Source organism: Paenibacillus sp. TSA_86.1 (genome assembly GCF_052691815.1).
This window is the reverse complement of the sequence record NZ_JBQZGE010000021.1, coordinates 50,768-64,996: the sequence shown is the minus strand read 5'-3', so window position 1 is coordinate 64,996 and position 14,229 is coordinate 50,768. Positions and strand designations below refer to the sequence as shown.

The window sequence follows — 14,229 nt, the reverse complement described above, 5'->3', positions numbered from 1 at the left end:
TTAAAGAGCTGTGTAAATATACAAAATTCTCTCTTTCTCTGAAAAATACGATTAACTTATATTCAAACCACAGTACTTAGCAGCAAAATAAAGATCAATCCGACCACTGAAAGTAGTGTTTCCATAACAGTCCACGTCTTGAGTGTCTGAGAGACACTCATATTGAAGAATTCCTTGATCATCCAGAAGCCGGCATCATTCACATGGGACAATACAAGGGAGCCTGCACCCGTAGCAAGTACAACCAGCTCAATGTTAGCTCCCGGGGTAAGAGCGAGCACTGGAGCAACAATGCCAGCTGCTGTGGTCATGGCAACCGTAGCTGAACCGGTTGCGACACGAATTAGTGCAGCCACAAGCCAGGCAAACAGAATCACATTAATATGTGCGTTCGTGGCAAATTCGGCAATGGCATTACCAACGCCACTATTAATCAGCACCTGTTTGAAGGCTCCGCCACCACCAATGATGAGAATTATCGTAGCTGTAGGTGCCAAACATTCACTGGTGAAACGAGAAAGTTCATGTTTGGTGAATCCGCGGGCAAAGCCGAGTGAAAAAAGGGCAAAGACGACAGAGATTAATAGCGCAATAATTTCATTACCGATAAACTCACTAAAGACGGTCAATCCACTCGTTGCATCGGGATCAACGATGCTGGCAATAGAACCGATCAGCATCAGAATGACCGGCAGCAGAATGGTAAACAGCGTAATGCCAAATCCGGGCAGGTTGCTGTTTTTCTTAGCCGAGAACTGTTCAGCAAGTTCAGCTGGCGGTTCCGTATGAATTCTTTTGCCGATAAATTTGCCGAATACAGGTCCAGCGATAATTGCCGTAGGGATACCTACAAGAAGCGAGTATAGAATCGTTTTCCCCAGATCCGCATTGAAGGCTTCGATGGCAATCATCGGTGCCGGATGTGGCGGAACAAGTCCATGAACAGTAGATAGACCGGCCAAAATAGGGATCCCGATCTGAAGCAGGGACATATTGGTTTTACGGGCTACTGTAAAGATGATTGGAATCATTAGAATGACACCCACTTCGAAGAAAACGGGGATACCCACAATGAAACCAACAATCATCATGGCCCAGTGCACACGTTTCACACCGAATCGGTCAACAAGAGTAGTTGCAATCTGCTCGGCGCCGCCGGATTCGGCCATCATTTTACCAAGCATAGTGCCCAGTCCAATGACGATAGCGATCGTGCCTAAAGTACCGCCAAGTCCACCGGTGATGGAGGAAATCACGTCAGCAGGTTTCATCCCTGCAAGCAAACCAAGCATCAATGCAGACAATAAAAGGGTGATAAACGGGTTCCATTTATATTTGGAGATCAATAGAATCAGGAAGATGATGGAGATCAACGTCCAGACCAGCAATGTAGCGTTATGAGATAATCCGAAAATCGTGCTCATGATGTAATTACTCCTTTGTCTTGGTGATAAACGCTTACAATGAACTTTAGCGATAAGAGAAATCGTTGGGGTGATGACGTTCACTGCAAGAGCTAATCAAACTAGCCTTAACATGCCCTAAAAAATGAACAAAATCGCATTTGGTATACTTGTCGACAAGTTGAGTTGCAATCCTCCACGTTATTCACGCCGAATGGATTGCGAACTTTACCGTTATAAAACTATAAGACAAATAACGGCCCGAATTTCGTTCTAATGGAAACTAAGCCACTGAAAGTGGCATGCTGTAACAATCAGAGTTTAAAATTCAAAGCTTTCATGTAACGTTTGGCCTGAGTCTTTAAAATACGTGCGCACTCCAGTCTGGATAAGAAGTTTGTCGCCTGATTCCAGAGCTGCCGCAAGCGAGCGGTGTTTATCGATTACAGCGCTTACTTTGGACTCGCCCTGAGCAAACACTCTACGAGTGGTAAGCAGCATGACCGTCATGACTACATACCTGGTGCTCTTCCACAAGTGTGCGATGCGGGAATGCCCAGCTGCCTCGATAATAGTTTCGTGGAACGTGAGATCCTGATAAGCAAATTCGACAGCATCATGGTGTTTGCCCGCGAGCTGCATTTTGTCGATGATATTACCGAGTTGCGTGATTAGTGCCGGAGGCACATCTGCAGCCAGTCGCTGTTGTACAAAGCTCTCAATGAGAAAACGTACATCATACAGTTCTTCGACATCCTTCATATTTAGGCCCAGGATCACAACGCCCATCCGTTCAAGCCGAATCAGTCCTTCATTTGACAACGTTCTCAGAGCTTCACGAACTGGCGAGCGACTGCTGTCAAAATCAGCAGCAATTCGATTTTCTGACAAAATTTCTCCAGGCCGAAGGGTTCCGTTGATGATTCTCAGCCTTAATTCACAAGCAATGGCCTCACCGCGAGATGCTCCTTGAAGCCAGGAAGATGGAAACTGCATATGGCTAACGCTCCTAAATTAAGTAATCCGTACATTAAACGATCATAACATACTATTTTGCAGCCCAGCATTCATTGCTAATGTCGAAAAGACAAATTGGTGAACCAACACGTCAGGAGCTTTGTTAAGCAAAGCTTAAATTTCCCCTCCATAAATTGTCGACTGACTAGTAAGAGGGTTTAAAAAAACGATAAGTATACTTGTATACAAGATATTTTTCATCCTACACCTTTCTCAAATGCTTGTAAACCTTCAGAGTGAAGCGGATACATTCACCTTACCTTTGTCCCAGTGTAAACCTAATATTCTTTATCCACATGTGAATAACTTCAAACATGAACTTAAGATTTTTCGCGCAGCTCAATAAGGGGTGTGGATAACGGAAGATGTTGAAGGATCAGGCTTTTTTTGCGGACTGGGGATAACTTTTTGGGGTTATATTGCGGCTGTGTGGTGAGGTAAAAAGATTCGGTTAGCTGGGTAGAGTTCTTGAACACTGGAAAGCATATGAATAAGAGGGAGAGTGGCGGAGCTTTGCAGTTGACTTTTCCAATTGAACATGATTAAATATATAAAGGTGTTTTCTTTATTAAGATGAAAATGATTCATCACATAAGTATTTCCTTGTAAGGAGGTGCAGTACATTGAGACCTACATTCAAACCGAACGTTAGCAAGCGTAAAAAAGTTCATGGTTTCCGTAAAAGAATGAGCACAAGCAACGGCCGTAAAGTTTTGGCAGCACGTCGCCTGAAAGGCCGTAAGAAACTGAGTGCTTAATGCATCTGAAGACCACCGAGGTGGTCTTTTTTTTCTTAAAGGAGCTCATTCCGGCTGGTTTACATGGTAATTCATCGTGTTTTGTGCTGTGAAGAAGCTGATCATAAATATGGATTAAGGTTTCTTTTTTTCGGAAACCTACCTTATATACAAGTTGTCGCCAAGACGGTTTACCGTCGATTAAGAAAGCCTATACTAAATCAGTAATGAGGCCTCCGTCAATATATTGATGAAGGACAGCAAGGAGAAGCGCCGTGTATAAAAGACTGCGTCTGCGAAACCGGGCGGACTTTGGCCGCGTATATCGGTTTGGAAAATCGTTCGCCAATCATCAATTTGTGGTGTATGGTTGTCGCCGTAAGGATACGGAACAATTCCGTGTAGGCATATCATGCAGCAAGAAAATCGGAAACGCTGTCGTGCGTAACCGGATGAGACGCATGATTAAGGAAATTGTACGTCATCATGAGCAAGAGATTGTTACGCAGATGGATTTGATTTTCATCGTCCGCAAAGGTGCGTTGGACATGTCCTATAAGGAGATGGAAAAAAGTCTGCTGCATGTGCTGCGTAAGGCCTCCCTGTTGAAGTCGTGCAAGCGGTAAGCTTCGGTTTATTTGTCCTCCTAATTATGGTATGATTTACGGTGGAATGGAATGGTTAAGAGAGGGGTTATGAAGTGTCGCGATTGAAGACATCTAAGGGGAAGTGGATTCTCCTCATTGCAGTTATTGCAATGGTCACTGTACTCGCCGGATGTACTCCGCAAGGAGCCGGGGTTACTACAGAAGATCTGAAGAACAGTGATTCATTTTGGCAAAGTAATGTAGTTTACTGGTTCTCTTATGCACTCGATACGTTCGCAAAATGGTTCAGCGGCGAATATGGACTAGCTGTCCTAGTCATGGTGCTTATTGTACGGACATTGATTTTACCATTGACGATGAAACAGGTCCGCAGCTCCAAAGCGATGCAGGCGATTCAGCCGCAGCTGAAGGAGATTCAAGCCAAGTATAAAGATACACCTGAGAAAGTTCAGCAAGAAACGATGAGGTTGTTTCAGGAGAACAAGGTTAATCCGATGGCCGGTTGTCTGCCTCTTATTATTCAGATGCCGATATACATCGCACTTTATAACTCCATTTACGGAAACTCCAGTCTGAGAACCCATGATTTCTTGTGGCTCCAGCTTGGAACGCCCGATCATCTGTTTATTTTGCCAGTGCTGGCTGCCATCACTACATTCATCCAAACGTGGATGATGATGCGGATGAATCCTGCACAGCAGATTGGCCCAATGCAGTTCATGCTGTGGGTGTATCCGATTTTGATCTTCGTTATGTCGTATCAATTCCCGTCAGCGTTGCCGCTGTACTGGTTCTACAGTAATATCTACACGATCGTGCAAAACTATTTCCTTTACCGGAATAATGATAAAATTGTGGCCGAGGTCAACGTGAAGCAGAGCAGCTCTTCCAAAAGTGGAGCTAAACGCAAAAACGGTGGCAAGGCAACCGTCTCTGGGAAAGGGTCGAAAGGGGCCAAAAAATCGAAATGACCACAGTCATTACGTCAGGAAAAACCGTTGAAGATGCTGTAAACCAAGGATTGGCTGAGCTTGGCGTGAGCCGGGACAAGGTCGAGATACAAGTGTTAGAGCAGCCGTCAAAAGGATTCCTGGGTTTGTTCGGGGTGAAGGCTGCTAAAGTTGAAGTAAAACTGTTGCCTTTACCTGAAGCTGTAGTTGTATCACAGCCGATCAAACCAGCCACATCTGAACCTGAGATTGAAACATTACTTGAGGGTGAAGGTGCAGCAGTCCATAATCCCTATGAAGAAGCGGCTGCGTTCTTGAAAGAAGTCGCGGCAGGTATGGGGCTTGATGTAGAAGTGCATATCAAAAAACACCGGGATGGCCATATCTTCAATATTTCCGGGGAAGACCTCGGCATGATTATTGGCAGACGTGGACAGACGCTGGATGCTCTTCAATATCTGACGAATATTGTAGCTAACCGATATTCGGAAAGCTTTGTGCGTATCGTGCTCGACGCGGAGAACTTCCGTCAGCGTAGGCGGAAAACGCTGGAGGATCTGGCTGAGCGTTTGGCTGGACAAGCCATCCGTACAGGCAAGGAAGTTGTACTAGAACCTATGCCTCCGCTCGAACGCAAAGTGATTCATGCCAAATTGCAAAATCACCCGCAGATTAAGACTTTGAGTAAAGGCGAGGAGCCTAATCGGCGTGTGGTTATTACGTTGAAATAACACGCAATTGAAGATGCAATGGCTTCCTGCCCGGTGCAGAAGCCATTGCTTTTTTCGTACAAATAGACTTGAAATATGTGTTGGCATTCTCCGGAATGGATTAGATGACAACTTCATTATATAGAAGTAAGGAGAGATCACGATGATTAGCGATACGATTACAGCCATATCCACAGCGGTCGGTGAAGCTGGCATTGCGGTGATTCGCGTCAGTGGACCTGATGCGGTGACAGAGACCGAAAAGATTTTTCGCAGCAAAACACCTTTGACCCAGGCACCGTCCCATACGGTTCATTATGGTCATATTATAGATCCGGGCAGTGGGGAAAATGTAGAAGAGGTATTGGTCACCGTAATGCGTGCGCCTCGTTCATTTACTACAGAGGATGTTGTAGAGATCAGTGCCCATGGTGGTGTCGTATCTGTTAAACGGGTGATGGACCTGCTGCTGCAGCTTGATATACGACTGGCTGAACCGGGTGAATTTACGAAACGCGCTTTCCTCAATGGACGGATTGACTTGTCCCAGGCGGAAGGCGTGATGGATCTTATTCGTTCGAAATCGGATCGTGCGTTCTCGGTAGCGCTGAAGCAAGTAGAAGGTAAACTGTCCTCCAAGCTGCGTGATTTGAGATATACGTTAGTAGAGACACTGGCTCATATCGAAGTGAATATCGATTACCCTGAGCATGATGTAGAATCATTAACGTCTGAGTTTATCAAAGAAAAGTCCAGTGAAGTCATGGGCGAAATTGATAAATTGCTGATTACAGCTGAACAAGGCAAAATATTGCGTGAAGGCATTACGACAGCTATTGTCGGAAGGCCTAATGTGGGTAAATCTTCGTTAATGAATACACTGGCACAGGATAACCGGGCCATCGTTACTGATATTCCGGGAACGACACGGGATGTCATTGAAGAATTCATCACAATAAACAATATTCCGTTGAAACTGCTCGATACAGCGGGGATTCGGGAAACGATGGACGTTGTTGAGAAGATCGGGGTGGAGCGTTCCCGTTCTGCTGTCAATGATGCGGATCTGATTCTGATGGTTGTGAATGCTGCCGAGCCGCTTCATCCAGATGAGATTGCATTGCTGGAACAAATCCGCGGTAGACAATCAATAATCATTATGAATAAAATGGACTTAACGCCACAGATTGAACGTGACGTGCTGCTCCGTTATATTCCCGAGGAGCGACTTGTTCCGATGTCGGTGAAGGACGAGTTGGGTGTTGATCGATTAGAAGATGCTATCTCGACACTGTTCTTCAGTGGAAAGCTGGAGTCTGCAGACTTGACGTATGTAAGCAATGTCCGCCATATTGCATTGTTGAAGAAGGCGAAGCAATCCTTGGTCGATGCGTATGAGGCTGCGGATCAGTTTGTTCCAATTGATATGATCCAGATTGATGTTCGTTTGGCATGGGAGCAGCTGGGCGAGATCGTGGGAGATACGGCACATGACGCATTAATTGATCAGATTTTTTCCCAGTTCTGTCTAGGAAAGTAAATCATTATCCCGTTTCCTTCATTGAAATGGATGTGTATGATGGGAAGGTGCAATCTCTGCCCGTTGTCAAAGGATGGAATGATGTTGTTGCCAGGAAGTATTGGTTTGATATAGATAAAAGCAAAATAAGGAGGTAATAACATGGCTTTTGATGGCGGCAGTTATGATGTCATTGTCGTTGGAGCAGGACATGCTGGGGTAGAGTCAGCTCTGGCAGCAGCCCGGATGGGCTCCAAGACACTGATGATTACAATCAACCTCGACATGGTAGCCTTCATGCCTTGTAACCCATCTATTGGGGGACCGGCAAAAGGACACGTTGTGCGGGAGATTGATGCACTTGGCGGGGAAATGGGACGGAATATCGACAAAACGTTTATCCAGATGCGGATGCTGAATACGGGGAAAGGCCCTGCGGTTCATGCGCTGCGTGCACAGGCTGATAAATTTTCTTACCAACATACAATGAAAGAAACGATGGAGAAGGAATCTAATCTGACCATGCGTCAGGGTATGGTGGATCGTCTGATCGTTGAGGACGGTCAGTGTGTCGGAGTTGTCACCCAAACAGGTACAGAATATCGTGCCAAAGCTGTAGTGTTGACTACAGGCACATATCTGCGCGGTAAAGTCATCATGGGTGAGTTGATGTATGAGAGCGGACCAAACAATCAACAGCCATCCCTTAAATTGTCGGAGCATCTGCGTGAGCTGGGCTTCGAACTGGTACGTTTCAAAACGGGCACACCACCGCGTGTGCATAAGGATACGATTGATTTTAGCAAAACCGAAATTCAGCCTGGCGATGATGAGCCGAAGTTCTTTTCCTATGAGACAAAATCCTCTACTAATGAGCAACTGCCTTGCTGGCTGACGTATACATCTGTAGAGACACATCAGATTATTAATGATAATCTGCATCGTGCGCCTATGTTTTCCGGTGTAATCGAGGGAACGGGGCCGCGTTACTGCCCATCCATTGAAGACAAAATTGTACGTTTTAGCGATAAGCCAAAACACCAAATATTCCTGGAACCTGAAGGCAAGAATACAGCTGAGTATTACGTACAAGGGCTGTCTACAAGCTTGCCTGAAGATGTACAGCTCGCGGTGCTTCGTTCGATTCCTGGTATGGAAAAAGTCGAAATGATGCGGAATGGTTACGCCATTGAATACGATGCGATGGTTCCGACACAGTTGTGGCCTTCTCTTGAAACGAAACGCCTGCCAGGGCTGTTCACAGCTGGTCAGATTAATGGTACATCCGGATATGAGGAAGCTGCTGGACAAGGGGTAATGGCTGGCATCAATGCAGCACGTAAAGTGCAGGGTAAAGAGGCGGTTGTACTTGATCGTTCCCAAGGGTACATTGGTGTACTCATTGATGACCTCGTTACAAAAGGTACCAATGAGCCTTACCGGTTGCTGACATCCCGTGCCGAGTATCGTCTGCTGCTCCGTCATGACAATGCGGATATGCGTCTAACGGAGATTGGTCATGACATTGGTTTGATCACTGAGGATCGTTATGTGGCTTTCCTGGATAAAAAGGCTAAAGTCGAGCAGGAGATCATACGTCTGAAAGAGGCAAAGGTACGTCCTGTAGAGGTCAATGCCAAACTTGAAGAGATTGGTTCTACACCGATCCAGGATGGAAGTACATTGCTAAATCTGATGCGTCGTCCTGAGATCGGCTATGACTGGATTGAGCAGGTTTCCCCTTCCGAAGTGGAATTGACCGCTGATATGAAGGAACAAGTTGAAATTCAAATTAAATATGCGGGTTATATTGAGAAACAATTGATCCACGTGGAACGTTTGCTGAAAATGGAGAAAAAGAAAATTCCGGACACGATCGTATACGACGAGATTCATGGTCTTGCGATGGAAGCCAAGCAGAAGCTTGCAAAAATTCGTCCGATTTCAATTGGTCAGGCATCTCGTATTGCAGGAGTTACGCCTGCGGATATCTCCATCTTACTTGTCTACCTGGAGCATTATAATCGCGTTACCGCAGCAAGGGGACAATAATGGACGATATTCAACAGCAGTTGCAGCTGCGCTTGAAAGAGCACGGTTTGGAAGTAGGAGAACTCCAGTTGGAACAGTTCGAAATGTATTATACAGAACTGGTATCCTGGAATGAAAAAATGAATCTGACTGGCATTACAGATCGTGAGCAAGTATATATGAAACACTTCTATGACTCGGTATCGCTAGCGTTCTATACAGATATGACAAAAGTAAATAAGCTTGCCGATATTGGCTCGGGCGCAGGGTTCCCGGGATTACCGCTGAAGATCTGCTTTCCCCATATCCAGCTTACGATCGTTGACTCATTAAATAAACGGATTGGTTTCTTGCAACATGTGGTGGATACACTTGGTCTGGAGCAAGTCGAATTAATCCATGGTCGTGCTGAGGAGCTGGGTCGCAAAGAAGGGTATCGAGACAGCTATGATCTGGTTACTGCGCGCGCTGTAGCCAAGCTGGCGGTACTGAATGAATTCTGTCTTCCTTTTGTACGTAAAAGCGGCATGTTCGCTGCAATGAAGGGTGGAGACCCGCGTGATGAAATGAAAGAAGCAGAGTTCAGCTTTAATCAGCTGAAAGGACGGGTAAAAGCTGTTCATCCATTTCAGCTGCCAGTGGAGGAGTCAGAACGTCATATCATTTTGATCCAGAAGTTTGATAAGACGCCACATAAGTATCCCCGTAAACCGGGAACACCACTTAAAACACCACTTGTTTAAGCATTTTATCAGAAGGATTAATAGAAATTACGTTTTGGTGTCGTAGACAACTGCGGAGAAGACTTACGTTTCCCCATAAGCTTTTCGTCCGGTTAATTATATGGCGGTAAGATTTGAAAGAGGATGTTTCACGTGAAACATTCTCTTTTTTTTGGGCTCAATCATCCATATGATAGTGAGTTTGAATTAATAAGGAGATGAATTAGATTTAATTACAAATGATTTATGACGATATCATGTGAATATAATCTTTGAATCTTCTGAATTACATTAAAGAAAAGCAGGAAAATTTGCTGTCTTTAAAGAATAGGTAAACATAGGCTTATGGAGAAAAAGATGATAGAATAGAAGTATCAGATCATACGTAAACAGTGATCATAGATTAGTCCATATTAATAGATAGTTAAGCATTTGATGCTGCTTCGCAGCAATTCATAAGAATGGTATAACTTATTTCAGGAACGATGGAAGTTTTGTCTCGCTTATGGAATAAGAAGCACCTGCTGTCCATGCAGGAGCTATTACGAAACTAGGTGGTAATCTACGGAATGAAAGAACAATTTTCGAAGTTGTTTGGTTTGGCGGAGCGCAATAACGGAGATGAGATTAAACAAGTCCCGGTTAATGAAATTGTGAGCAGTCCGTATCAACCCCGTACTATATTTGATGATGATAAGATCGATGAGTTACTGCAAACGATCAAAACGCATGGCATTATTCAACCGATTGTCGTCCGCGTTCGGAATGGATCATATGAGATTATTGCTGGGGAACGCCGCTGGCGTGCTGTACGCAAACTGGGTCTGGAGCACATTCCGGCCATCGTGCGCGAATTCAACGATTCTCAAGCAGCATCCATTGCTTTGATTGAGAACTTGCAACGTGAAGGCTTAACCTCGATTGAGGAAGCAGTTGCTTATCAAAAGTTGATTGATCTTCATCAATTGACACAGGAGAGTCTTGCTCAACGACTTGGCAAAAGTCAGTCTACTATTGCCAATAAGATTCGTTTGTTACAACTTCCTGATGGTGTGAAGACAGCTTTGATGGAGCGGAAGATATCTGAACGCCATGCAAGAGCTTTGTTATCTTTGGATACGGAAGAGCTACAGTTGAAATTGCTGGGCGAGATTATCGACAAGGGATTGAATGTGAAGCAGACAGAAGTACGTGTTGCTTTTTACAAAGAAGCTACCAAAATCAAAAAGTCCAAACGTATATCCTTTACCAAAGATGTAAGGTTGGCACTCAACACGATTCGTCAGTCCATTGATATGGTAACTGGTTCAGGGATGGATATTAAAACTAAAGAAGCTGATCACGAGGATCATTACGAAATCGTTATTCATATTCCAAAACGCAAATAATTGAAGCTTAAGGCGGCAATGGGCCGCTTTTTCTGTCTTAACAGTCAGATTGTGTATACGTGAAGATGCACATTGTTTTGGTAAAACGGTAGTTGTTGTTCGTGCGTACGATGGCCCCTGCTTATTGTTAACTGTAACTCACAACCTACTAGAAAAGACTCCTATTTTATTTGAGGTGAAGGTATTGTCTAAGATTATGGCCGTAGCAAATCAAAAGGGCGGTGTGGGGAAAACAACGACATCGGTTAACTTGGGTGCAGGACTTGCTTCACTCGGCAAAAGGGTACTGCTTGTCGATATTGACCCCCAAGGGAATACAACGAGCGGAGTCGGTATTAATAAAGCAGATGTGGCGAATTGTATATATGATGTTCTTATTAATGATGTACCTCCCCAGGAAGCAATTGCGGAGACACAGATTGAGGGACTTCATATCATACCTGCAACGATTCAACTTGCCGGAGCCGAGATCGAATTGGTATCCACCATATCGCGAGAAGTGCGTCTGAAAAAGGCATTGGCGCTCGTGAAAAACAATTATGATTATATTCTGATTGATTGTCCACCGTCGCTCGGAATGTTGACTATTAACTCACTAACTGCCTCCGATTCCGTAATTATTCCGATTCAGTGTGAATATTATGCCCTGGAAGGATTAAGCCAGTTGTTGAATACCGTTCGACTGGTGCAGAAACATCTGAATACTTCTCTTCAGATTGAAGGTGTATTGTTGACGATGTTTGATGCTCGTACGAATCTTGGCATTCAGGTTATAGAAGAAGTAAAGAAGTATTTTCAACAAAAAGTGTATCAGACCATTATTCCGCGTAATGTTCGGCTTAGTGAGGCACCTTCTCACGGGCAATCCATTATTACGTATGATCCCCGTTCACGTGGAGCGGAAGTGTATTTAGAGCTCGCAAAGGAAGTGATTTCTTATGAGTAAGCGGCTTGGGAAAGGACTAGATGCCCTCATTCCTTCGCTTTCAATTAATGACGACGATAAAGTCGTAGAAATCCCGATTAGCCAACTGCGTGCTAACCCTTATCAGCCTCGTAAAGCATTTGATGAGGAAACCATACATGAACTTGCGGAATCTATTCGGCAGCATGGTGTTATTCAACCGATTATCGTTCGCCCTGTACTTCGGGGTTATGAAATTATTGCAGGTGAGCGCAGATTCAGAGCATCGCAGTATTGCGGTAACGCTACTGTTCCGGCAGTAGTTCGTACATTCAATGATCAGCAGGTAATGGAGATTGCCCTGATTGAGAACTTGCAGCGGGAGAACCTGAATGCAATGGAAGTTGCAGTTGCCTATCAGGGGTTAATGGATCAATTCTCACTGACTCAGGAAGAGTTATCTGTGAAGGTAGGGAAATCACGCTCTCATATTGCTAACTTTCTGCGATTACTGGCTCTGCCAGAGGAAGTAAAGGATCATGTTTCACGTGGAACATTGTCGATGGGACATGCGCGAGCGATCGTGGGCGTTAAAGATGAAGGTCTGGTCAAGCAACTCGCTAAACAATCCATCGAACAGCAATGGAGTGTACGTGAACTGGAAGAAGCGGTTCAGCAGTTGGATCGATCTAAAACAGGTGAGGCGAAGGCCAAAACCAAGCTTAAAAAGAAAGATCCCTTTATCGATACGTTGGAGGAGTCACTGCGGGAACGGTTTAAAACGACAGTGAAAATCAAACATAGTCAGAAAGATAAAGGTAAAATAGAGCTCAATTACTACAGTAAGCAGGATCTCGAACGGTTATTGGAACTGTTGCAATAGCAATTCGTTTGATTGATCATTAACAACATGCAGAGCTACTCATGTCATGACATATCGACTCTGTGTCCTGGAGAAACGATATGTCATTCTTTGTTTACATGCCAATCCTGTAATTATTCCTTATGAGCAGAGGTGGTGGGAAGAGGATGGAGAAAATAATCTACCTAGATCATGCAGCGACATCTTGGCCAAAACCACCTACTGTGGGTGAGGCCATGATGAATGCCCTTGAATATGCCGGAGCTAACCCAGGCCGCGGGAGTCATCGTATGGCTGTGCAAGCCAGCAGAGTATTATTTGCAACGAGGAGAGAGGTAGCGACTCTGTTCGGCATTAAAAATTCCAATGATATTGCATTTGGCTCGAATACAACGGAAGCCCTCAACCTTGCAATTCAAGGAGTCCTCCGAGACGGTGATCATGTTATAGCCACCATGGCGGAGCATAACTCAGTTCGGCGGCCATTGGAATTCCTTCGCAGACTAGGCAAAATAGAGGTTGATTATGTACCTGTTACTGCCTCCGGGAATATGGACTTGAAAAAGATGAAACAAATGTTTCGGAAAAATACGCGTCTGGTTGTGTGCACACACAGCTCTAACCTGCTGGGCAGCATCTTGCCAATTGAAGAAATCTCACAACTATGTCACACCTATCAGGCTCTATTATTGGTAGATGCTGCTCAAAGCGCTGGGGTGATACCGGTTGATGTAGGGCAAATGGGGATTGATATGCTGGCTTTTCCAGGCCATAAGGGTCTGCTAGGGCCACAAGGAACAGGCGGTCTGTATATTGCTCCTGAGCTTGATGTACAACCTCTGCTTCATGGAGGTACTGGTAGCCAATCCGAAGCGCTAGAGCAGCCTAAAGTGCGTCCAGACCGATATGAAGCAGGCACCCCTAATACAGTTGGGATCGCTGGATTGGGGGCGGGAGTGAAACATGTACTCACGATGACCCCTGCTTTAATCTACCAGCATGAATGGGAACTGACACAGCATATGATGGAGGGACTGTCCTCCGTTAAAGGTATTCGATTACTGGGCCCAGGTATTGGACAACCGCGTACAGGATTAGTATCCTTTATTGTTGAGGGATATGATTCAGCTCAATTGGCATTTCAGTTGGATCGGAATTATGATATTGCTGTTCGTTCAGGCTTTCACTGTACTCCACTTGCACATGAGGCAGCCGGTACAGCAACCACTGGGGCTGTTAGAGCAAGTGTAGGATATAACTCTACCCAAGAAGAGGTGGATGAACTCATTCGGGCCGTTACAGAGTTGACAACGGAGTAGTAACGGAAGAAATCTACATCTTGTATTCCAAAATGGAAATATATGATTAATCCCTTGAA

General features: G+C 44.8%; 13 protein-coding genes. 11 read left to right on the top strand and 2 right to left on the bottom strand.

What is annotated here, in order from left to right; all coding sequences use genetic code 11:
- Positions 1 to 62 precede the first annotated feature (62 nt).
- Positions 63 to 1,424 (bottom strand): GntT/GntP/DsdX family permease, encoded by a 1,362-nt coding sequence (locus ACUTVW_RS25170; protein WP_445648286.1) that lies wholly within the window; start codon positions 1,422 to 1,424, stop codon positions 63 to 65.
- A 300-nt stretch (positions 1,425 to 1,724) separates the two neighbouring features.
- On the bottom strand, positions 1,725 to 2,399 hold the full coding sequence (locus ACUTVW_RS25165; protein ID WP_445648285.1) for a GntR family transcriptional regulator: 675 nt from the start codon (positions 2,397 to 2,399) through the stop codon (positions 1,725 to 1,727).
- A gap of 644 nt (positions 2,400 to 3,043) precedes the next feature.
- Between ACUTVW_RS25165 and rpmH the strand changes: the two genes are divergently transcribed.
- The 11 genes from rpmH to ACUTVW_RS25110 all read left to right on the top strand — a co-directional run bounded on the left by rpmH (position 3,044) and on the right by ACUTVW_RS25110 (position 14,170).
- Entirely contained in the window at positions 3,044 to 3,178 is a 135-nt protein-coding gene (gene rpmH, locus ACUTVW_RS25160; RefSeq protein WP_434748644.1) for a 50S ribosomal protein L34, read from the top strand.
- Positions 3,179 to 3,432: 254 nt separating this feature from the next.
- Positions 3,433 to 3,783: a ribonuclease P protein component gene (rnpA, locus tag ACUTVW_RS25155; protein ID WP_434748645.1), complete on the top strand. Its 351-nt coding sequence runs from the start codon at positions 3,433 to 3,435 to the stop codon at positions 3,781 to 3,783.
- 74 nt (positions 3,784 to 3,857) lie between these two features.
- Positions 3,858 to 4,736 carry a YidC/Oxa1 family membrane protein insertase gene (locus ACUTVW_RS25150; RefSeq protein WP_445648284.1) on the top strand — a complete coding sequence of 293 codons (879 nt, stop codon included), beginning with the start codon at positions 3,858 to 3,860 and terminating at the stop codon, positions 4,734 to 4,736.
- Complete coding sequence (gene jag, locus ACUTVW_RS25145) at positions 4,733 to 5,446, top strand: RNA-binding cell elongation regulator Jag/EloR (protein ID WP_445648283.1); 714 nt, start codon at positions 4,733 to 4,735, stop codon at positions 5,444 to 5,446. Before ACUTVW_RS25150 ends, jag begins: the two co-directional genes overlap by 4 nt.
- A 142-nt stretch (positions 5,447 to 5,588) precedes the next feature.
- Positions 5,589 to 6,965 (top strand): tRNA uridine-5-carboxymethylaminomethyl(34) synthesis GTPase MnmE, encoded by a 1,377-nt coding sequence (mnmE, locus tag ACUTVW_RS25140; protein ID WP_445648282.1) that lies wholly within the window; start codon positions 5,589 to 5,591, stop codon positions 6,963 to 6,965.
- Positions 6,966 to 7,106: 141 nt separating this feature from the next.
- Positions 7,107 to 8,996 (top strand): tRNA uridine-5-carboxymethylaminomethyl(34) synthesis enzyme MnmG, encoded by a 1,890-nt coding sequence (mnmG, locus tag ACUTVW_RS25135; RefSeq protein ID WP_445648281.1) that lies wholly within the window; start codon positions 7,107 to 7,109, stop codon positions 8,994 to 8,996.
- Entirely contained in the window at positions 8,996 to 9,718 is a 723-nt protein-coding gene (gene rsmG / locus ACUTVW_RS25130; RefSeq protein ID WP_445648280.1) for a 16S rRNA (guanine(527)-N(7))-methyltransferase RsmG, read from the top strand. Before mnmG ends, rsmG begins: the two co-directional genes overlap by 1 nt.
- A gap of 548 nt (positions 9,719 to 10,266) precedes the next feature.
- Positions 10,267 to 11,085, top strand: a complete 819-nt coding sequence (gene noc, locus ACUTVW_RS25125) for a nucleoid occlusion protein (protein WP_434748651.1) — start codon at positions 10,267 to 10,269, stop codon at positions 11,083 to 11,085.
- Positions 11,086 to 11,269: 184 nt separating this feature from the next.
- The gene (locus ACUTVW_RS25120) at positions 11,270 to 12,031 is read left to right on the top strand and encodes a ParA family protein (protein ID WP_434748652.1); all 762 of its coding nucleotides are present in this window, start codon (positions 11,270 to 11,272) and stop codon (positions 12,029 to 12,031) included.
- A complete protein-coding gene (locus tag ACUTVW_RS25115) occupies positions 12,024 to 12,872 on the top strand; it encodes a ParB/RepB/Spo0J family partition protein (protein ID WP_445648279.1) in 849 nt (282 codons plus the stop codon). Before ACUTVW_RS25120 ends, ACUTVW_RS25115 begins: the two co-directional genes overlap by 8 nt.
- 146 nt (positions 12,873 to 13,018) lie before the next feature.
- The gene (locus tag ACUTVW_RS25110) at positions 13,019 to 14,170 is read left to right on the top strand and encodes an aminotransferase class V-fold PLP-dependent enzyme (RefSeq protein WP_445648278.1); all 1,152 of its coding nucleotides are present in this window, start codon (positions 13,019 to 13,021) and stop codon (positions 14,168 to 14,170) included.
- Positions 14,171 to 14,229: the final 59 nt, after the last annotated feature.